Source organism: Myxosarcina sp. GI1(2024) (genome assembly GCF_053543375.1).
Genome location: NZ_JBKGTY010000003.1, coordinates 270,987 through 291,528 on the forward strand (window position 1 = coordinate 270,987; position 20,542 = coordinate 291,528).

Consider the following 20,542-nt stretch of genomic DNA (forward strand, 5'->3'; position numbering starts at 1 on the left):
AAATTTGCCCGATCGGGAAGAAAATATTTCAAATTAGCGAATATCATCGTAAAACTGCTTTAAATAAGTAGCATTTGCCCCTAATCCCCACAAAAACCCGACATAAAAATAAATAGCGTGCGCTTTGTGTACTCCCCACTTGGCAACGCGGCGGTCTGAGGTTCGTACCAGTCGATTGACTAGGCGAATTCTACCCTTATTCAGTAGCTTTAAACACAAATCTGCATCTTCTAAAAGTGGCAAGTTGGGATCGAAACCGCCACAATCCCAAAAATCACGGCGACGACAAAATATTACCTGATCGCCAAACAGAATCCGCAATCCTTTAAATAGAAATAAATGGGGTCGAAATAGCAAGGGTGCGTAATAGGTTTTAAGGTAGTTGTTTAAAACTATTCCCCAACGAGTAGTATGGGTTCCCGTCATGATAGAGATAAAACCACCGCAAGCAGTAGCAGAGTCGGCTAAGGTTTTTTCGATAATGGACACCAAATCGTAGGGCACTATAGTATCGGCATGGAGAAAACAAAGAATTTCTCCCCTAGCTGCCTCAGCTCCTAAGTTCATTTGTATCGATCGCCCGGCACGCTCGGATACTATAGTCGAACTGCCAAATTGACGCGCAATCTTTAAAGTATCATCCCGACTGCCACCATCGACGACGATGACTTCTTTGGCAGTAGGCATTAACAAACTCAAATTACGTAGAGTATGCTCCAGATAAGCAGCTTCATTGAGAGTGGGAATAATAATCGAAATCCGCTCCGACATTAGCTTAATCTTGGCGAGGATAACCGGGAATAATTGAAGCTTGGTTGGGATTTCGATCGGGGCGAGTATACCACCAAGCCCAGGCAATTAAGACGAATTGAAATGGGAGCCTAATTGCTTGAAACCAGTTGCTGTTAGGAATATTGGCAATCTGAATGTGATTGACAGCCATATTAATATTGGCAGGATAAACCGCGATAAATAATAGTATTAATCCCCATGCAGCCGCTTGACTGACCGGGGGAACTAGCAGTCCAACTGCACCTAAAATTTCGAAAAAGCCACTAATGTAGACTAAAGCGGCTGCATAGGGAAGAAAATCGGGAACTATTTTAATAAATGGTTCTGGTACGACAAAATGTAACGTTCCCACAACTATCAAGCAAACAGCTAAAATAACTCTGAGTAATTCTTTGTTAGATAAGATTAGATTTTTCATCTCAGTCGAACAATTGTAATCAGCGCGATCGCATCTCGGCAAAAGAGAATTAGAGCCGATGCAAAACTCAATAAACCCAGATCGAGCAATTACATTATGACTAATTTGAAAGTTTTAATGACGCGAGCGACTAATTTTAGTAGGCAATATAGCAATTCTCGGTTGAGTGAGATACACCTCGATCAATTTAGGCACTAGGCACTAGGACTAGAGCGCTCCTCTACTTGTATGGATTTGTACCTTACTAATATGAGAACCACTATAGCCCTCTTATGTCACTCTCCGAGTAGTAAAATAAAGGACTAGAAAAACAAAATTGCTAGAGAGTACATAGTGCAATGGATGTAGAGTTACAAATTCTCAAACATTTAGCCAGAGATGCACGACCGACAGTATCGGTGATTGACGAATATTGTAGCAGCTACAAAGACTTATTCCCTGAAGTAAGAAGTTACGAGTGTTTTAAGTACTTACATTTAGGAATTGTCTCACCAATTAAGAGAAAATCACTCCCAGAAATAGCGAAAATAGTAGGTATTAATTCAGCGCAATCACTACATCATTTTTTAGCTAAGTCCCCTTGGTCAATAATTGAGATTCGAAAACGAAGATTATCAAAAACACTTTCGGCATTATCAGGGAAGAAAATAACAGTAGTCATTGATGAAACAGGAGATAGAAAGAAAGGAAAAAAAACCGACTACGTAGCGCGGCAATACTTAGGAAGTATTGGCAAGATAGACCAGGGGATAGTTACAGTAAATAGCTATGGGATATACGACAATATTACTTTTCCTTTAATGTTGAAAGTTTTTAAACCGAAAGGAACATTAAAACCAGGGGATAAATATCAAACCAAGATTGAATTAGCTGCCGAAATAATCGAAGAACTAATAGATTTTGAGTTTGAGATTGAATTAGTATTAGCAGACAGTTTGTATGGAGAAAGCAGTTATTTCATACAGACATTAGACAAACCTAAATTGCCTTGGGTCTTAGCAATTAGGAATAATCACGGGGTTTGGATGCCTCATAATCAAAAAGTTAGAGCTAATAAATGGTGTGAATTTGAAAGAATTTTTAGTAATCAAAATTCAGAAATCAGATATGTTAGAGAAATTGTTTTTGGTCGCAGATGTTGGAGAACCTACTGGGAATTAACTACTAACCCCGAAACCATGCCAGAGAATTCTACATCCTTTGTTATGACTAATCTTACTGACAAAAGAAGTCAAATTAAGCAACGTCTTGGTAATCTTTATGGATTGAGAACCTGGGTTGAATATGGATTTCGACAGTGCAAACAAGAGTTAGGTTGGACAGATTACCGTTTCACTAAATTCGAACAAATTGAAAGGTGGTGGGAAATTATTTTCTCAGCTTACTGGATGATTAGCTCTCAAACAAAAGTGCTTTGTAGTCTCAATTATTCAGCAACTCACTCGAATTTTTCTGATGGTAAAGATGAGTTTGAGGCAAATTTTACTCGTCATCAACAGTGGTCTAATCAAGGTGGATGGAAAACTACTTTAAATAACCTTCGTTTAATTATTCAACCAATTACTTTACTCTGGTTAATTGTTCCCTGGTTAGACATTTTTCCCAATCGTCAGTTATTGTTGGGTTTTCATCAACTAATTGCCTTGATGAATCAATTTTCACCATACTTTCTCAGTAGATAAACTACGTTTCTACTATTTTTTATTTTCGGAGAGTGACAGAAGAGGGATAGTTGCTCGGTGGTTTTTAACCAACTGGTTTGAATTTAAAGTTTATTTCTTACAGCAGTTTTTGTTTAGATTGAATACTGCGCCACCTCGCATTAATATTTTCTACCGCAATGCTTTCTCATATGATTATGGTATGGTTCGTGTAGGTTCATCGATCGCGATCGCTTTATTATGTGGATAGTTGAGAAAAAAGTAGGTATTTTCGTTCATTATTTAACTACTTCGGGAAAGTTCCAACCAGGAAAAGACAAAGCCAATCAATTTCCCTCTTTGCAAATGGCTGAAATCATGGCAAAAGTTCACGGCGGAACGGTACGCCAGCTAGATAATAGTAAGTAGACTTCTTGCATGAATCATCATTAACTACTCAAGCTAGGGAAAAAGGTGAAAGGTCAAAGGAAAAAAGGTTTGATTATTTATTTATTCATGCAAGAGATGCCATGAACTAGCGTTCACAACCCAGGAATAAAAATAGAGTCCTCAACGAATTTGCGTTGTTTCAGCTTCTATTTTCAGAGGAGATCTGGTGAGTATGATATTTGACTTTGAGTTTCTGGCGATCGCTTTATTTAATCGTTCGGGAAATCTTGCTATCTATGCTGCTGAACTTGGATAAAGTCGAGCTTAGACAGAAAATTTATTCTCCGATCGCTGTTACCGTAGATTAATTACCATCAAATTCGATCTATTTAAACCATACTAGAATCGATTAACTCTTCGGAGATTTCAAAATTAGCAGTAACGTTTTGTACGTCATCGAGAGATTCTAGCGTGTCGATTAATTTGAGGAGCAATTGTGCCTGTTCGGGATCGCTCACTTCAATGGTATTGTTGGGTATCCAGCGCAATTCTACATCGCGCACGGCTACATCCCGTTTTTGTAAAGTTTGATTTAAATGCTCTAAGTTAGCAACTTCGGTTAAAACTTCTGCAGCTATATCAGTTTCATCTTCAACTATTTCGTAATTATCCGCATCTCCCGCCATTGAAGCTTCTAATAACTTTTCTTCTGCTACGTCTGCGACACTAACCACTCCTTTTTGCTCGAACATCCAGCTAACGCAGCCAGTTTCCCCTAAATTGCCGCCATTTTTACTAAAAGCGGCGCGAATATCGGCAGCAGTGCGATTGCGATTATCGGTAAGAGCTTCGATTAAAATAGCTATACCACCAGCACCATAACCTTCGTAGCGAATTTCTTCTAAAACAGCCTCGTCATCTTGATAAGTACCGGCACCCTTGGCAATCGCCCTGTCTATATTATCATTAGGAATTCCTGCGGCTTTAGCTTTATCAATTGCCGTACGCAGTTGAAAATTGCCATCGGGATCGGCAATTCCGTTTCGCGCCGCGACAATAATCGCTCTGGATAACTGGGTAAAAGTTTTGCCTTTTTTGGCATCTACTCTGGCTTTTTGTCTTTTGATATTAGCCCACTTACTATGACCTGCCACTGTAAGGTTCGTACCTCTTGGATAATAGCTCCTCGATTAATTCTACCAATTTACAGGCTTTAGAACAGAGTTTCATCGATGGCGAGCGCCAAATTAGAGCGAACTGCCAACAAAAAAAGCCGAGTTTAATCTCGACTAAAATCTGATTTCATCTACAACTTAGCAGGTGTAAGAGCTGTTCGTTCTAATGATGTCTTTAATTTAATGTGCAACATAGAGGTAACGATTGGATTAAGAAGACTTTAAAAATCGGTTGAAAATAGGAAGATGGAGAAGAGAAAAATTTTGGAGGGATTTTCAGGTGAAAATAACACTAGCAAGTTTTACCGTTCGCAAAAAATTCGCCCTCAAAATCAGTCGCGGTACGACTACTCAAAATACCAATTTGTGGCTGCGTATCTCTGCAGAAGATCTCGAAGGTTGGGGAGAAGCTTCGCCTTTTTCGATCGATAAGACCAAAAATCGCAGCACCGCTAAACTACAGCAGGAGTTAGAACGCGCTCTTCCCAGCTTAGAATCGTTTCATCCCCTACAGCGGCAAGAAATTTTTGCCACGCTCGATAAGTTACAATTGTCATCTTCGCTACAGGCAGCGATCGATATGGCACTTCATGATTGGGTAGGAAAGAAAGCTGGTTTATCTTTATGGCAATTATGGGGATTGAATCGAGACTGCATCGTACCGATCTCGGTTACGGTGGGAATCGATTCTCCAGAAGGAGCCGTCAAGCGAGTTCGTGCTTGGCGGGAGGCGATCGCTTTTAAGCTCCTCAAGGTAAAGTTAGGCAACCCTAAAGGGATTAAAGCAGACAAAGCGATGCTAGAAGCAGTAAGACAAGCAGCACCTCAGGTAAGACTTACCGTAGATGCCAATGGAGGTTGGAGTTTTAAGGATGCGGTTTATATGTCCCATTGGTTGACTAAATTTGACGTGGAGTATATCGAGCAACCACTGGCAGTAGGAGAAGAAAGCAAACTGGCAAGTCTATCGAGTAATTCTCCCCTGCCGATTTTTGTCGATGAAAGCTGTTTTACTAGTTGGGATATTCCGCCGTTGGCAAGTTCGGTAGCGGGAGTAAATCTTAAAATTATGAAAACGGGTGGCTTGAGCGAAGTCAGACGAGCAGTTAACATCGCCCGAGCCTGCGGGTTGAAAGTTATGTTCGGCTGCTATTCTGACAGTAGTTTGGCTAATACTGCCATGTCTCATCTGGCTCCTTTAGCCGATTATTTAGATCTAGACAGCCATTTAAATTTGCTAGACGATCCTTTTGAAGGTGCAACTATAGTAGATGGACGTTTGTTACCCAATGAACGCCCGGGTTTGGGAGTAAAATTATCGTGTTAACAGTTAAACAAAAAGTCGCTATCTTACTTCATGATGGCATTGGCGCACCACGTGGTAAAACTGGCTTGGCTTTTCTCCGCTATAGTGCCAATGAAGTTGTCGCTGTTATCGATCGCTCTCATGTAGGTCAATCTCTAGCTGAATTGACGGGAATCGAGCAAAATGTTCCTATTGTCGCCAGCATCGACCAAGCTCTCGCCTATCACCCCGATGTGTTGTTGATCGGTATCGCTCCTTCTGGGGGACAATTACCAGAGGATTTGCACTCGGAAATCGAACGGGCAGTAGGAGCAGGATTATCTATTATCAACGGCTTGCATACTCCCCTAGCCTCTGAGTTTGGTAACTTACAACATTCCCAGTGGATTTGGGATATTCGCCGAGAGCCTCCAGGCTTAAGTATCGCTACGGCGCAAGCGCGATCGCTTTCCTGTGAGAGAATACTTACTGTCGGTACGGATATGGGCGTCGGTAAAATGTCTACTAGCTTAGAAATTTATCGCGCCGCCATCAGACGGGGAATTAAAGCGGAATTTCTCGCTACGGGACAAACGGGAATTGCGATCACCGGTCGGGGAATTGCTCTAGATGCGGTTAAGGTAGATTTTGCTGCGGGTGCGGTAGAAAAGTCCATCTTAGAACTGGGCGAGAAGAGTAATTTAGTGGTTGTGGAGGGACAAGGCTCGTTGCTGCATCCAGGCTCTACCGCTACTTTACCTTTAATTCGCGGCAGTCAACCCACAGCCCTGATTTTAGTACATCGCGCCCATGCCAAACACATTCATAATTTACTAAATATCTTAATTCCCCCTCTACCAGAAGTAATTCGACTATACGAAACTGTAGCCAGTGGGGGAGGAACTTTTGGCAAGATTGAAGTTAAAGGAATCGCTCTCAATACTTTTGGGCTAAATACCACAGAGGCTAAAGCTGCCATCGACTCGGTGGGACGGCTTACGGGATTACCCTGTACCGATGCAGTTAGATTTGGTGGCGAATTGCTGTTATCTGGGGCAATAGAGTAGCCATAGAAGTTTCCAGTGGCAAATTTGTATAGCGAACGGTGGTGAGGCGATCGCTATTTTTAAACATATTGAAAATAATGAGCAATTAAGGTATTGTTTTAACCATTAGCATTAATAAATAATCCCTTGCTCACTTCGCCTCCTCTGCTTCCTCGGCTCTCTTGGCGACTTGCCCTTCGGGAAGTGCGCATTCCCTTGCGCCTTTCGTCGACGCAGGGTCGCACTTCTATCTGCTATCTGCTACTTAAAAAATGCCCGTTACCATTTCACATCAAGACTATTGGGATTTAATTCATGAAACCCGTTGTCAGCGAAACTTAAACCACAACGACAAGTTTGACGTTACCTATCAGTACCCAGAACAGTTAGGGCAAGGACATACCGCGAGGCTAAACTGCGACAGGGAGTAGAACTGGGAATCGAGCGTTCCCAAGTACACAATGATATCGTTGTACAATGTCCTAAGCGATCGCATCCCTTAGAATATGCCTTTAGCATTGCAGAAAAATCCTCCTCTACTTCAACTGCTGCAAGACAGTATTTACTATGCGGCAGTGGCATGGCTCCGATTAGAAGTGCGGAAAGTTCGGCAGCAGAAGTAGTTGTGACGATCAAAGTCCACATTGAGCCAGAAGTATTTCAGACTTTTTTGGGCGATTGTGATTTGTCATCTATGGGACTAGAGCATCTAATTAGACCGAGCGATCGTTACTATTGGCAGCATTCAAATTACTGAAGGAAATTACTACCTCAAAAACAGATTAGAAGGAATAAAAAGTGTTGGTAGTTTTAATAATCCCAGCTTTGAGGAGATTGTCGCTCTAAAACCAGACTTAATTTTGGGGACTAAGTGGGATGACCAAAACAAATACAAGCTGTTGTCGCAGATTGCGCCGACTGTAATCGCTAACGTAGAATCTAGCGGTGAGTGGAAAAAATTGCTGAACAAATACGCTGAAGCACTGGGGAAAACTGACAAAGCGGAGCAAATAATGGCGGATTACCATGCCCGAATCGAGGAGTTTCAGGCACAGATGGACGATCGCCTACAAAAAACAGAAGTTTCGATCGTTCGCGTCCCTCAAGACAGAATTAATATCTATCTCGATACTGGATGGGCATGGGTCCGATTGCAGCTAACTTAGTCCTCGACGATTTGTTTGAGTATCTCGTAGAGAAGTAGCAATTAGCAAGTAGCAAATAGCAATTACTACTTTAGCTTTTAAGTTGTTTTACAAATGCTGCGTGTTCGGCGGAATTTAATCCTGCTTGCAGCACTGATAGCACCTTTGCCATATCCCCTGCTAGTAAGGCTGAGACTGCCAACCATAATCCTGGAAATACTTCACTCCGTATAATTACAGTATCATCAGCTATCAATGATTCGTACAAACCTTCTCGCAGGATAAACCAGTCCAGCTTTTGCTCTAAAACTTGCCAGACGATGTATTCTTTGACTTCATTGCGACGATAAGCATTTTTCTTATCGTATAAGTCATAGGCAGCACTACTAGCAGCAATCTCGGCTACAAGTTCTGGTGCGCCTTCAAGATAGCCATCATCGCCGAGGCGCGATCGCCCCCCTGCATTTTCGTCAACTAGCAATACAGCGTCGGGTTGAGGTTCGTTATCCAAATCGAGACGAATCGTTGGCTCAATACCCAAACGCAGTCCTGGTGTGGAAATTTGATACGTCCAGAGCCATCCATGCAGACGACTATGAGGTTCTGCATGTTGTTGAAAACGTAAGGGAGATGCCACGTAAACAATACCTTCGATCAGTTCCGCTTTTTTAATGTGAGGTGCAGCTAGATAGCGACGCTCAAACTCAGGACGAGTCAAGCGATCGCCACTTTCTAGAGGCGGTAATTGTCCATTGACTGTACTCGATTGTCGGTTGCGTCGTTGCCGAACCATACTTAGATTTTGGAAGTCGCGAATACCATAACTCTAGCAAATTCGGTTTTGAGAAGCGATGTAGCGCTATTGTGTTGATTTTCTACAAAAAGTGAAAAAGCGAGAGGTTAGTAAACTGTAAAGCGTATGAAATAGTGGTTTTACTCACTGACTGCACCTGGAGACACCTATCTTCCATTTCCACCTACTTAGAACTTAAAACCTGTAGCTTAGAGCTTGCATTCGATTTTAATTATTTGACATTCGGCGATCGACCCATCGCTTGGCATTTCTAATTGCCAATTTAGTATTCACCGCGCAGGGGACGGCAACCGCACTACCGAGAGGGTGATTCGCCCAGGCAGTGTAAATATATCGTCCTTCCCAGCGATCGCGGCTAACCTGAATGTTAAAACCACGATAGGTAAAAGTGAGAATGGCATTGGGATAATCTGGGTCTATCAAAGATCGCTCTACAAATGTTAACTGTTTTATCATTTTACATTCAACATCTAAAAATCAACCAACCTAGTATCAACTGAGATAATATAGCGTTGCTAATCGAAAATTAACTTGCAAATTGTTGGCTAAATATTTATCTTTTAAGCTATCGGTAATCGACCGCTATATTGCTAGCGAACTAAGCATCTTTTTTTTATTCAGTGTCGGATTATTATCTTCTGTGGGGGTAGCAGTTGGCACTATTTCTGACTTGGTCTATCAAACTACTGAATACAATATCCCAATTTATATTACCGCTCTAATTTTTTGTTATCAAGTACCAGAATACGTTGGATATGCTTTGCCCATATCGATGTTACTAACGACTTTAGTAATTTATGGTCGTTTGAATGGCGATCGCGAATTAATCGCAATGGGTAGTGTGGGAATAAGTATCTATCGTTTAGTGGTTCCAGCACTAGTTGTTAGTTCGCTTGTTACCTGTTTGACTTTTTTCTTAAATGAATTAGTAGTTCCCGCTGCTAACTATCGTGTCAGTATCATTCAAAATAACTTTATTCCCGAAACTCAACTCAGTCTAGCTCAAACGGATATATTTTATCCCGAATATCAAAACTTTGAAAATGAAAAAAAACTTAAAAATATTTACTATGCTCGAAAGTTTAGTAATCAAAAACTTTATGAAATAACTATCTTATCTTGGTTGAAAGATCGTCTAGCAAGAATTATTACTGCCGAACAGGCTCAGTGGAGCGATCGACAGCAAGTTTGGCAGTTAACTAAAGTAAAAATCAATTTCCTCGCCGAAGATATTACCGAGTTGGAAATTCAAGAACACGAGCAATTACAGTTAAAACTATCTCCTGCGATCTTTAAAATGATCAATCGGGAACGCACACCCGAAGCGATGAATATCAGTCAAGCACGAGAATACCTAGATATTATTAAATATACTGGTAGAGATAGAGAAATTAAATTATTTCAAGTCCGCATTCACCAAAAAATTGCTTTTCCTTTTATTTGTGTAGTGTTTACATTAATTGGTTCGGCTTTAGGCATTAATTTTACTCAAATTGGTAGAGCTAAAGGATTTGGTATTTGCATCATTGTCGTATTTTTATATTACTTTTTAGGCTTTGCTAGCGGAACTTTGGGTATTGTTGGCTTGGTTTCTCCTCGTTTAGCAGCTTGGCTACCAAACTTAATCGGTTTTGGTCTGGGAATACGCTGGTTAAATGTGGCTAATAGTTAGCTAATAGTTAATCGAGATGAGAAAATTCGCTCTCAAGCGATCGCAATAGATATAATGTTGTAAAATTTGAATTTTACTTTCTAACTTAAGAACTATTAACTGGCTATGGTCGGTCTAAAATTATTTGACTCTATATAGATGTGGCAAGACAATTTACTTTATAGAATTAAATGCAAATAGAGTCACAAAGCTAAGGAAAAACATATGAGTAATTACACTCCTGTAAGCTGCGAACTACACGATCGCTTAGAAGCCATAGCAACTCTCAAACAAGAGTGTCAAATTACTTTTCAAGACGAAGATGGTCAACTAGTTCGAGCAAGTGGTCAAATAGTAGATGTGTATGCCGACGAGAATGCAGACTGGTGTAAATTAAGCGACGATACCACAATTCGCCTCGATCGAATTGAATCATTTGAGCCTAAACAAACAGGTTAGATTTAGCTGCCTAATTGGTGACTAAATACTGAAAATAATCATCAGAATTGTAGACAGAGTGGTAGTCTCAAACTATTACCAAATATTGCCAAGTTCGATTGTGCCCAGTCTTTTGAGTAAAATTAGAAGTTTTATCCATGGCGATCGCCATCTAATTAAGTTGAATTATTGCTCTCTCCGTTCCTCAAAGCTAGTCGCCTCGGAAAACACGGTTTCCAACAATAGCAATCCTTCCATTAATTGGCTATATTCTTTCTGAGACAGAGAACTCAGTTGCTCTTCAATACATCGCGAAAGAGCTCGATACACTTGCTGTTGATAATCACTGCCTGCTGAAGTAAGAGACAATAAAATTCGCCGCCGTTCTTGAGGATCGTGGACGCGATCAACTAAACCTTGCTGCACTAAACGTTCGATCGCTCCAGAAGTAGTAGGGCGAGTTACATCCAAAAATTCGGCAACATCTGACAAAGAAGATTGGGGATGACGGTCTAAAAAACACAAAATTCGTAGTTGAGATAGAGATAATTGAGGTTTCTCGTGCTTTTGTGTTTCATACTGACGTACTTCGTTACGTAGAAAGTGAGTTATGGCAGGAATAACCTTCATAATTTTGTCGGCACACTGTCGTGAAGCGATCGCCGCATCATTCAAAGGTATCGAGCGAGAATTATTTTTTGCCATAACTATCTAATTTAGCATATTGTCTTGCTGCCGTGTTCTTAAATCTTACTATCGGTCGATCTTTTCTGCTCATTACTTTTATTTACGCTGCGATCGGGTTATTTAGTGACTATACTAATTAGAGTATAGTTAGGCAAACGAATAGTTAGGCAAACAAACCATTAAATATCTCTTAACAATTCTAAACGATTTGTGAAGCAAAATTTAGTTGTTACTTTTCTAACTCGAGCCTAGTCCCAGCCAACTTCTAAGCCTTAATCCTGATTCCGAGCAATGCAATCCAACTCTTCCGACCGTTCATCCAAAACCGAAGAGCTGTTTGAGTCTCAAGACAAGCAGACCAAAAGCGATAAATTCGACCACAATGGTAAATCTTCCAACAATTCTCCCAATCCCAAACGACCTTGGCTTGTCGTTCTAGGAGTCGCTTTATTAATTGCTTTGGGATACGGAGGATGGCGTTGGTGGCAAAGCAGAGGGGAAGGTTCTGCGCCACCAGCAGCACAGTCACAAATGCGAGCTGCTCCCGTAGATTTAATAACACTAAAATCTTCGACCGTGCGAGAAACTTCCCAGTTTATTGGCAGTTTGACTTCTCCTCGGTCAGTAACCATCAGCCCCGAAATTGAAGGTAGAGTAAGTCAAATTTTCGTTGCCGAGGGGGACGAAGTAATCCCAGGAGAGCCTTTGTTTCAGCTAAGACCAGACCGCCAAAGGGCAGAGTTGAACAGTTTGCAAGCCGCCCTAAATTCTGCCCGGGCAGCCCGAGCTAATGCCCTAGCAGAACTGCAATCGGTCAAGTCGGAACGCGGGGCAGCAGCAGCAGACGTAGAATTACAGAACCAACAATACAGTCGCCGCCAGTTTCTGGTCGAACAAGGAGCCTTAGCGCGAGAAGAACTGGATTTGGTAGAGCGCGATCGCGCTGCAGCGATCGCCCAACTAAACTCTCTCGACGATCGAGTGCAAGCAGCTCGTGCCAATCTCGATCGGGCAGAGGCAGCAGTAGAAGAAGCTAGAGCTAATGTCGAGGTTGCCAGAGAGCAATTACAAGACACTAGTGTAGATGCTCCGTTTGCTGGCGAGGTTGGGAACATTATTGCCAAACTAGGAGAATATGTTGCCCCCGGTACTCCCCTGACCAACGTAACCCAAAACGACCCTCTAGAGCTAGAATTAGCAATTCCCGTAGATCGCCGTTCCGAACTGCGTAGGGGTTTACCAGTAGAATTGGCAGACACCCAAGGCAACCCAATTGGTCAAGGACAGATTACTTTCATCTCGCCTCAGGTAAATGCCAATAGCCAAACGATTCTAACTCAAGCTCGCTTTCCCAATCCCGACGGTCAGTTGCGCGATAGTCAAGATGTGCGCGCTCGGATTGTTTGGGACGAGCGGCAAGGAATTTTAGTACCGACAACTGCAGTTACTCGCGTCGGCGGTCAAGCCTTTGTCTATCTAGCCACAGAACCAGAATCTCAATCAGCTGCTGCCGAGTCAGAAACTCCCAGCCAAGCTCAAGCTCAACCTCAATTAGTTGCCCGACAAGTTCCCGTAGAATTGGGCGAAATTCAAAATAATAACTATCCGGTTTTAGAAGGACTCCAAGCAGGCGATCGCCTGATCGTCTCGGGCATTCTCAATCTGACCGACGGGGCACCGATTCAACCCCAAGAGCGCGATCGCTTGGAAATTTTGTCAGAAAAGTAGCCAAGCAGGGGATGTAGAGGAGGACGAGAAGATGGAATATCCATCAATCATCAACGATTAACCATCAACTGAAGCCAGAGTAAAAATCTTATCTCATCAATTGCCGCTATCTATATGTTTTCATCTTTCTTTATCAAGCGTCCTGTTTTTAGCAGTGTTTGCGCCTTGCTGATCCTGTTATTGGGAGCAGTTAGTATTCCTACCTTACCCATCGCTCAGTATCCCGAGATTGCTCCGCCACAGGTTTCGGTTTCGGCTAACTATATTGGTGCTAGTGCCAGTGTAGTAGAGAATACGGTCACTAACATATTGGAGCGAGAAATTAACGGAGTCGAGGCATCGCGCTACATCTCTTCGACTAGTAGTAGCGGCAGCAGCAGTATCAATATTACTTTCGATCCTTCTAGGGATGCCGACTTAGCTGCGGTGGACGTGCAAAATCGCGTCTCGATCGCTGAGTCGCGACTACCCGAAGCCGTACAGCGTACTGGGGTAACCGTGCAGCGAGAAAGCGCGGGTTTTTTAATGGCAATTGGAATTTACTCTGAAGGCGATCGCTACAGTCCGATTTTTTTGAGTAATTACGCTGATATCTCGCTTGCCGAGGCACTGCAAAGAGTAAATGGGGTGGGAAATGTCCAAATTTTCGGCGAGCGTCGTTACGCGATGCGTCTCTGGCTCAACCCCAATTTATTGGCAACGCGCAATCTTACTCCCCAAGATGTGGTGGATGCGATTAACGAACAAAATCTTCAGGCAGCAATTGGTGCTTTGGGGCAACAGCCTTCTTCAGATGAGTTACTCTATCAAATTGAATTGGAAGCTAACACTCGCCTATCGGATGTGGCAGAGTTTGAAGATATCGTGGTTAGTTCCGAGGAAAACGACGCGCTGATTCAGGTTAAAGACGTGGGACGAGTCGAACTAGGGGCACAAGACTACAGTACCTTTTTAAGATTTAACGGACAAGAAGGAATTGGCTTGGGAATTACTCAATTGCCTGGCAGTAATGCTTTGGAAGTTGCCAGTGCGGTAAAAGCAGAATTGGCTCGTTTGGCGGAAAATTTTCCCCCAGGCATTAAATATCAAATTGCTTTTGATTCTACCGATTTTGTCAACGAATCCCTTTCTGAAGTAGTTTTTACCCTGCTGCAGGCGATCTTGCTGGTGATTCTAATCATCTTTATCTTCTTGCAAGATTGGCGCACCACGATTATTCCCGTTCTGACCATACCCACTTCTTTAATTGGTACTTTTATTTTCGTGAGGGCGTTTGGCTTTTCGCTCAATACTCTGACCCTTTTTGGACTAACTCTAGCAACGGGGATGGTGGTCGATGATGCCATTATCGTAGTGGAAAACATCAGCCGCCTCATTGAGGAAGGAGAGAGTCCGGGTAAAGCAGCGATCGCCTCGATGCAGGAGCTTTCTAGTGCTGTAATCGCTACTTCTCTAGTTTTGATGGCGGTATTTTTACCGGTAGCTTTCTTTCCCGGTGCGACGGGGGCAATTTACCGTCAATTTGCTCTGACTCTGGCTTTTTCTATTGCCGTATCTACTTTTCTAGCCCTAACCCTGGCACCTTCGGTCTCGGCACTCTTGCTGCGTAGAGAAAATCAGCCTCCTCGTTGGCTCAATTGGTTCTTTAAGCGATTTAACCGCTTTTTGGACTGGGTGTGCCGTAAGTATCGCGGCTCGTTAGAAAGAATTACTCGTTTGAAAAGCCTCGTCATCGGTATATTCATTCTTTTATTGGGATTTACTGCCTACCTCTATACCCAAGTTCCTGGCGGATTTCTGCCCGAAGAAGACCAAGGATACTTTATTACTATCGCTCAAGGACCACCTGGAGTATCGCTCGACTACACCAGAGAGGTATTGGAAAAAGCAGAAGCTCAAATGCTGGAACTACCTGAAGTCGATACCGTCTTTACCGTCGGTGGTTTCAGTTTTGGCGGTGGCGGTGCCAATAGTGGCTTGATGTTTACCAACCTGGCACCCTGGTCGGAGCGAAAGCAAGCAAATCAGTCGGCACAGGCAATTATTGCTAAGTTGAGACAACAGTTTGCCGCCATTCCCGAAGCCAGAATCTTGCCTAATAACCCGCCAGCAATTCGCGGACTCGGCTCTTTTGGAGGATTTACCCTCCATCTCCAAGAACTCAATTCCGATAGAGATATTAGTAGTCTGCTTGAGGTGTCGAATCAATTCTTACAACAGGCAAATCAGCGATCGCCAATCGAATCGGTCTATACTACTTTTACTGCCAATACTCCTCGCTACCAAGTAGAAATCAATCGCGATGCGGCAAAGGCATTACAGGTAGATATCGACGATATTCTCTCCACTTTAGGAATCTCTCTCGGCTCGCAGTACGTCAATGACTTCACCCTGCAACAACGCAACTATCGAGTTTACGTGCAGGCTGATAGTGAGTTTCGCGCTCGACCAGATGATGTCAGACAGTTATACGTTCGTTCTGCCAATGATGAGATGATTTCTCTGGCGAATTTAGTCACCCTGACCCCCGACTCTGGACCTTCTACCATTCCTCATTTCAATCTATTCAGAGCGATCGAAATTACTGGTTCGGCAGCAGAAGGTTATAGTTCGGGAGAAGCAATTTCGACTATCGAGGAGGTTGCAGAGTCAACCTTACCCGCAGGTTATGACTACGCTTGGTCGGGAACGGCACTAGAAGAGATTAACTCTGGCGGTCAAGCACCGATTATCTTTGGACTGGGCATAGTAGTCGTGTTTCTGGTATTAGCTGCCCAATACGAAAATTATTTCGATCCGCTGATTATTATGATGGCAGTGCCTCTAGCGGTAATGGGAGCATTACTGGCTCTGTCTTTAAGAGGTTTAGATAATGATATTTATGGTCAAATCGGTTTGGTAATGTTGATCGGTCTGGCAAGTAAAAACTCGATTCTGATCGTCGAATTTGCCAACCAACTCAGAGGGCAAGGCTATTCGATCGTTAAAGCCGCCGTAGAAGCCTCCGAACAGCGTTTGCGTCCCATTCTAATGACGGCATTTTCTACCATCGTCGGGCTGTTTCCTTTGGCGATCGCCAGTGGAGCGGGAGCTGCTTCCCGTCAATCCCTGGGAACAGTGGTAATTGGCGGGATGATCGTCGCTACTTTCCTGAGCTTATTTATCGTTCCCGTACTCTATATCGTAATTACCGGATTTAGCGATCGCATTTCCAAACATTTACCCTCTCCTCCCACCGACAATGAAACAGCAAACGGCAAACGAGAAAATGTCGCTCTGTCTGGTTCTAGTGAAGCTAAAAAATAATTAGAGGAGGTTGCTGAGCGTTTAATGATGGAGTGCTCGCAACAATAGTTTTAAATTTGAGATAGTCAAGTAAAAGACGGATTTTAAAATTGCAACATTTTTCAAGATGAAAAATAGCATGAGATCTTACGGTGCAAATGAGCCGCATCTTCTTTCGGATTTAAACTCGGAAAGAAAATAATGCCGAACTCCCATGTTTTCTCCTGATACTATGTAGGAAGGCAAAAAGCAATAAGTATAGCTACTATAGCAATCCCAGATGATTTTAGATCGAGATGCTAGGTTTATTTCTTAAGCTGTGTGGAGTTCTTCTCTGTTTTTATTTAGGACTGCTATGGTGGATTAAGTTTATTATTTATTTTATTTATTATGTTGCTTTTTAAAAGATGCCCATTCAAAATAACAAACATTTTGGTTTTTATCTACAATTTTTGCTCCTAAACGTTGGTAGAAATTCAAGCCGCGAATATTTCGGGCATCGGCAGTCCAAGCCAGATGGGAACAAAAATTTTCATCGGCAATTCGAGCTAAATAATTCATAAGTTGGTTGCCAATACCTCGACTTCTCATATCTGCTTCTATATACAAGTCGTCAAGACAAATACTTGGTCTTCCCACAAAAGATGAATACCGATAATAATATAATGCAAATCCTACTGACCTTTGCGCAATTTCGGCAATGAGAACATAGGCAAAAGGTGTTTGATTAAAAATAGTTTCGCGAATCTTAGCTTCCGTGGTTCTTATGTTGCCAGAAAATGCACCGATATAGCGATCGAACTCAGATTTTTGGTAAATAAAAGCTAAAATTGTCTTCGTGTCACTGGGAATAGCCGAGCGTATTTTTATCGAATTAGTCATGGTTAATTGAGGTTACATAGCCGATAAATCTTGCATTCCCTTAATAAAAGCCTGAGAAATAAATGGTAAGATAGCCCGGTTTTGACTGTTAGCTTCTCCTTCAGTAAATACTACCAACAGATAAGGCTGTAAATCGGGAATTTCAATATAGGCAGCATCATGGCGTACTTGACTCATCCAACCTGCTTTCGACCAGATACGAGCGTTGGGGGGTAAACTTTGCCCTAAAAAACCCTCAATCTGATCTTCGCCATCGAAATTGACCAAATCGTCAGGATTGAGACTACGTTGGAGCAACTGCATCATTGCTAGCGATCGCTGACTCGACACTGCTACCCCACCGACAATACTGTGTAGTAGTCTGGCTACCGCATCTGTGGTAAGCATATTGCGGTTTTCCATTAATTCTCCTAAAAAAGCTCTTTCTCTGCCATAAGCACCATCGCCCCAGACTTTTTGATTGACATTAATACTTTCTAATTCTTTCCAGCCTAAAGATTTAAAGTAGCGATTGACGATATTGCGCTGGTGCTTCCAGGTAGCGAAAGGTGCGGTTGGTAGTTCGGGACCGCTAGTCGTACCCGTAAGTACGTCAACGATTAAACTAGTAGCATCATTACTAGAAAGGACGATTGAATCTCGAATAGCTCGATTTAACTCCCAAGATTCGGCAATCATGTTCCTCTGCAGCCATTCATGAATTGCTACTAAATAAAATAATTTAACTATGCTGGCAGGATAAATTGTTTCCATTCCCCGATAGCTAAAACTCCTAACTGGATGTTGCCAAAATTCCTCTGCCGATAGAGCACCACCCGTATTAACGAATACTGGTGAGTCGTATATTATCCAAGTAAGAGCGATTTTGTCTCTAGTTAAGGTAGGAAATTTAGAGCGTGCCGCTGCTAAAATCGATTGGGCAATTTTATCTAACTGGTCGTCGGGACGAAAAAAGGGCATAAAAATAAAGTAAGTTCTCAGTTCTAGCTCAGCAATAAACTCGATTTTAACTTGGGTTTTATGGTCATAATTAATTTCAAAATTAATTTTAAAGCAACCATCGAGTCTAAATAAATCTTGGATATTCCTCGCGGTTAACTAAGTTTGGTATGAAAGTTTGTCCTGGTTTGGACGGGAGCGAGCGATCTGGCTTAAACGATAAAATTTTGCAATCGAAATAATGATGATGGTTGATTTAAAGCTTGATGATTTTTTCTTCTAGTTTTCAAGCCAGTAAATGTGTTAGCCTCAGTTTGTAGTGCTGCTAGCTTGTTTTTGCGATTTGTCGGCTAAAGCTCCTTGCGTCTTAGATCTAGCTTGAGAAGGAGAAGGCGATCGCGCTATTTCTAATAACAAACAAACTAGGTGATTATTCGTGATACCGTCAGACAATCGCCTCAATTATGGAATAAGTTTCCTAAATTTGGAGTTTAGAAGAAACTTTGCGACAATAGCAGGAAAAATAATTTCACCAAACCTCTGTCTCAGCCAACATAATCGATTAAACTATGCCTTTAATGACCAGCGATCGCACATCAAGTGAATCAATAGAGCATCTGAAAATATCTCAGCCTCAATTAGAGTCGAGCCAGAAGAAATATAGCTTTTGGGCAGTTTTTAGCTCTACGTTTATCACTATTTTTCTTGCTGAAATGGGAGACAAAACTCAGCTAGTAACCTTGTTGATGAGTGCTGAATCTAGCTCCCCTTGGATTGTTTTTGTAGGTGCGGCACTGGCTCTAATTTTTACTAGTTTACTCGGAGTTTTAATTGGATATTGGCTAGCTAAAAGACTGGCTCCCCAAGCTCTCGATCTAGTTGTAGCAGTACTGCTCTTGTCGATCGCCGGCTGGCTAGTTGGCGATATAGTTGGAGCCTAGACTCCGATTCTCATTTACCGACCACCGTTTATTGCTTAGTAAAAAATGGATTGGCAACTTATTGGAATTAGTTTTATTACCGTATTTTTAGCCGAAATTGGCGATAAAAGTCAGCTGGCAGCGATCGCTCTGGGAGGCAGTTCTAAATTTCCTCGCGCCGTGTTCTTTGGTTCTACAGTTGCCTTGATTTTAGCCAGTTTTCTCGGCGTTATTGCCGGAGGCAGCGTAGCACAAATTTTACCAGAAAAGCTACTCAAAGCTCTAGCGGCGATCGGCTTTGCCACGATGGCTTTAAAAATTTTATGGCCAGATCGCGACCTAGAAGACGAATAATAGAGGTTATTAGTTATATTCTATTTAACTAAAAATCGCTATAAATTTTTTCGGCGTTAGTAAATTAAGGTATGAGTGTCTGAGTAATGCGATTGCCCGAAGGGCACTGGCTTCACCAATCGCTAAGAAAGAAAATTATTTTCTACATAAGGAACGGGGACATCCATCTAGAAATTTGCTATTTTAAGTTCTTAACTTGTTTAGAGCAGATACTAAGTCGCCTAATAATACAAAAACACTACAAAACCCTTTAGAAGTTGTTGGATACCCTAAAGGGTTTGCTACGTCTGAAATTTTTACTCAAAGAAATCTTTAATCGAATCTAGTAGGCTTTCAGAAGCATTTTCGGCTTTCTCTTGAGCCATATCGGCTTGTGCTTTAGCTTCACCCATATTCTGTTTGGCTTCGCCTTTTGTTTGTTTTAAAGTTCCTTCTACCACATCACCGGGACGATCCGTAGCCTTGCCGAAGTTTTTTTGCACCGTACCGACGCCTTTATCCATGGTGCCTTCTACTTTATCACCAACGCCTTCACCAGATACATTTTCTAAGGCAATAATTGCAGGTAAATTAATATTCTCAGCATTAACGCTAGCAGTTTTTACGGTAAAAGCATTAAAGAGAACTGCGGTAAATATTGCTAGAGCAGTTACAAAAGCGACTAGTTGGCGCGCACCGTTAACTAAATTAGTAGCAAAATTGGGATTTTTCATCAAAAATATCTAAAATTTGTTTTCATTAACCCCATTGAGTATAAGTAATATTTGTCTGAGATTAATCACTCTCAGGTTATATAGCCGCGATCGCGCAAGTTAAAATATTTAGATGCGATCGCTTTAGGCTAACTGAGAGAGCGAACTTCTTTACGATTGAAATTGCTGCCATAATCAACTAGCTAATTCTGTGTGGTTACTATGGCACGAGCGTATCAAAGTTATAACGATCGTTATCGT

The 20,542-nt window shown here is 42.1% G+C and carries 22 protein-coding genes; 13 read left to right on the top strand and 9 right to left on the bottom strand.

The annotated features are described in order from the left end of the window. Positions 1 to 33 precede the first annotated feature (33 nt). Both ACLFKQ_RS14825 and ACLFKQ_RS14830 read right to left on the bottom strand, forming a co-directional pair. Positions 34 to 771, bottom strand: a complete 738-nt coding sequence (locus tag ACLFKQ_RS14825) for a TIGR04283 family arsenosugar biosynthesis glycosyltransferase (protein WP_449000578.1) — start codon at positions 769 to 771, stop codon at positions 34 to 36. Between the two features lie 4 nt (positions 772 to 775). Next, positions 776 to 1,210: a DoxX family protein gene (locus ACLFKQ_RS14830; protein ID WP_449000579.1), complete on the bottom strand. Its 435-nt coding sequence runs from the start codon at positions 1,208 to 1,210 to the stop codon at positions 776 to 778. A gap of 338 nt (positions 1,211 to 1,548) precedes the next feature. Between ACLFKQ_RS14830 and ACLFKQ_RS14835 the strand changes: the two genes are divergently transcribed. Continuing rightward, a complete protein-coding gene (locus tag ACLFKQ_RS14835) occupies positions 1,549 to 2,892 on the top strand; it encodes an IS701 family transposase (protein WP_449000580.1) in 1,344 nt (447 codons plus the stop codon). A 219-nt stretch (positions 2,893 to 3,111) separates the two neighbouring features. After that, positions 3,112 to 3,279, top strand: a complete 168-nt coding sequence (locus ACLFKQ_RS14840; RefSeq protein ID WP_449000581.1) for a hypothetical protein — start codon at positions 3,112 to 3,114, stop codon at positions 3,277 to 3,279. 350 nt (positions 3,280 to 3,629) lie between these two features. Here the strand turns inward: ACLFKQ_RS14840 and ACLFKQ_RS14845 are convergent, their stop codons facing one another. Continuing rightward, a complete protein-coding gene (locus ACLFKQ_RS14845; protein ID WP_449000582.1) occupies positions 3,630 to 4,394 on the bottom strand; it encodes a YebC/PmpR family DNA-binding transcriptional regulator in 765 nt (254 codons plus the stop codon). Positions 4,395 to 4,695: 301 nt separating this feature from the next. Between ACLFKQ_RS14845 and ACLFKQ_RS14850 the strand changes: the two genes are divergently transcribed. The 5 genes from ACLFKQ_RS14850 to ACLFKQ_RS14870 all read left to right on the top strand — a co-directional run bounded on the left by ACLFKQ_RS14850 (position 4,696) and on the right by ACLFKQ_RS14870 (position 7,912). After that, positions 4,696 to 5,742, top strand: coding sequence for a dipeptide epimerase (locus tag ACLFKQ_RS14850; RefSeq protein WP_449000583.1), 1,047 nt, complete (start codon positions 4,696 to 4,698; stop codon positions 5,740 to 5,742). Then, positions 5,733 to 6,767: a DUF1611 domain-containing protein gene (locus tag ACLFKQ_RS14855; protein WP_449001041.1), complete on the top strand. Its 1,035-nt coding sequence runs from the start codon at positions 5,733 to 5,735 to the stop codon at positions 6,765 to 6,767. The genes ACLFKQ_RS14850 and ACLFKQ_RS14855 overlap by 10 nt, the downstream gene beginning before the upstream one ends. Before the next feature lie 251 nt (positions 6,768 to 7,018). Beyond that, positions 7,019 to 7,177, top strand: a complete 159-nt coding sequence (locus tag ACLFKQ_RS14860; RefSeq protein WP_449000584.1) for a hypothetical protein — start codon at positions 7,019 to 7,021, stop codon at positions 7,175 to 7,177. Between the two features lie 149 nt (positions 7,178 to 7,326). Continuing rightward, the gene (locus ACLFKQ_RS14865; RefSeq protein ID WP_449000585.1) at positions 7,327 to 7,503 is read left to right on the top strand and encodes a hypothetical protein; all 177 of its coding nucleotides are present in this window, start codon (positions 7,327 to 7,329) and stop codon (positions 7,501 to 7,503) included. Continuing rightward, positions 7,496 to 7,912, top strand: a complete 417-nt coding sequence (locus tag ACLFKQ_RS14870) for an ABC transporter substrate-binding protein (protein WP_449001042.1) — start codon at positions 7,496 to 7,498, stop codon at positions 7,910 to 7,912. The genes ACLFKQ_RS14865 and ACLFKQ_RS14870 overlap by 8 nt, the downstream gene beginning before the upstream one ends. A gap of 70 nt (positions 7,913 to 7,982) precedes the next feature. Here the strand turns inward: ACLFKQ_RS14870 and ACLFKQ_RS14875 are convergent, their stop codons facing one another. Together ACLFKQ_RS14875 and ACLFKQ_RS14880 are read right to left on the bottom strand one after the other, a co-directional pair. Continuing rightward, positions 7,983 to 8,684, bottom strand: a complete 702-nt coding sequence (locus tag ACLFKQ_RS14875; RefSeq protein WP_449000586.1) for a Uma2 family endonuclease — start codon at positions 8,682 to 8,684, stop codon at positions 7,983 to 7,985. Between the two features lie 228 nt (positions 8,685 to 8,912). Further along, on the bottom strand, positions 8,913 to 9,161 hold the full coding sequence (locus ACLFKQ_RS14880) for a hypothetical protein (RefSeq protein WP_449000587.1): 249 nt from the start codon (positions 9,159 to 9,161) through the stop codon (positions 8,913 to 8,915). An 85-nt stretch (positions 9,162 to 9,246) separates the two neighbouring features. Between ACLFKQ_RS14880 and ACLFKQ_RS14885 the strand changes: the two genes are divergently transcribed. Both ACLFKQ_RS14885 and ACLFKQ_RS14890 read left to right on the top strand, forming a co-directional pair. Then, positions 9,247 to 10,377: an LptF/LptG family permease gene (locus ACLFKQ_RS14885; RefSeq protein WP_449000588.1), complete on the top strand. Its 1,131-nt coding sequence runs from the start codon at positions 9,247 to 9,249 to the stop codon at positions 10,375 to 10,377. Positions 10,378 to 10,581: 204 nt separating this feature from the next. After that, positions 10,582 to 10,815, top strand: coding sequence for a hypothetical protein (locus ACLFKQ_RS14890; RefSeq protein WP_449000589.1), 234 nt, complete (start codon positions 10,582 to 10,584; stop codon positions 10,813 to 10,815). Positions 10,816 to 10,980: 165 nt separating this feature from the next. On the opposite strand, the gene ACLFKQ_RS14895 is transcribed toward ACLFKQ_RS14890, so the two are convergent. Then, positions 10,981 to 11,499 (bottom strand): MarR family winged helix-turn-helix transcriptional regulator, encoded by a 519-nt coding sequence (locus ACLFKQ_RS14895; protein ID WP_449000590.1) that lies wholly within the window; start codon positions 11,497 to 11,499, stop codon positions 10,981 to 10,983. A 273-nt stretch (positions 11,500 to 11,772) separates the two neighbouring features. Between ACLFKQ_RS14895 and ACLFKQ_RS14900 the strand changes: the two genes are divergently transcribed. Together ACLFKQ_RS14900 and ACLFKQ_RS14905 are read left to right on the top strand one after the other, a co-directional pair. Beyond that, complete coding sequence (locus tag ACLFKQ_RS14900) at positions 11,773 to 13,209, top strand: efflux RND transporter periplasmic adaptor subunit (RefSeq protein ID WP_449000591.1); 1,437 nt, start codon at positions 11,773 to 11,775, stop codon at positions 13,207 to 13,209. A gap of 114 nt (positions 13,210 to 13,323) precedes the next feature. Continuing rightward, positions 13,324 to 16,515, top strand: a complete 3,192-nt coding sequence (locus ACLFKQ_RS14905) for an efflux RND transporter permease subunit (protein ID WP_449000592.1) — start codon at positions 13,324 to 13,326, stop codon at positions 16,513 to 16,515. Between the two features lie 360 nt (positions 16,516 to 16,875). On the opposite strand, the gene ACLFKQ_RS14910 is transcribed toward ACLFKQ_RS14905, so the two are convergent. Further along, entirely contained in the window at positions 16,876 to 17,376 is a 501-nt protein-coding gene (locus tag ACLFKQ_RS14910) for an N-acetyltransferase family protein (protein WP_449000593.1), read from the bottom strand. Between the two features lie 12 nt (positions 17,377 to 17,388). Next, a complete protein-coding gene (locus tag ACLFKQ_RS14915) occupies positions 17,389 to 18,336 on the bottom strand; it encodes a serine hydrolase (RefSeq protein ID WP_449000594.1) in 948 nt (315 codons plus the stop codon). 548 nt (positions 18,337 to 18,884) lie between these two features. Between ACLFKQ_RS14915 and ACLFKQ_RS14920 the strand changes: the two genes are divergently transcribed. Beyond that, positions 18,885 to 19,256, top strand: coding sequence for a TMEM165/GDT1 family protein (locus ACLFKQ_RS14920; RefSeq protein WP_449000595.1), 372 nt, complete (start codon positions 18,885 to 18,887; stop codon positions 19,254 to 19,256). 45 nt (positions 19,257 to 19,301) lie between these two features. Then, positions 19,302 to 19,589: a TMEM165/GDT1 family protein gene (locus ACLFKQ_RS14925; RefSeq protein ID WP_449000596.1), complete on the top strand. Its 288-nt coding sequence runs from the start codon at positions 19,302 to 19,304 to the stop codon at positions 19,587 to 19,589. Positions 19,590 to 19,885: 296 nt separating this feature from the next. Here the strand turns inward: ACLFKQ_RS14925 and ACLFKQ_RS14930 are convergent, their stop codons facing one another. Next, a complete protein-coding gene (locus tag ACLFKQ_RS14930; protein WP_449000597.1) occupies positions 19,886 to 20,302 on the bottom strand; it encodes a CsbD family protein in 417 nt (138 codons plus the stop codon). Between the last annotated feature and the right edge of the window lie 240 nt (positions 20,303 to 20,542).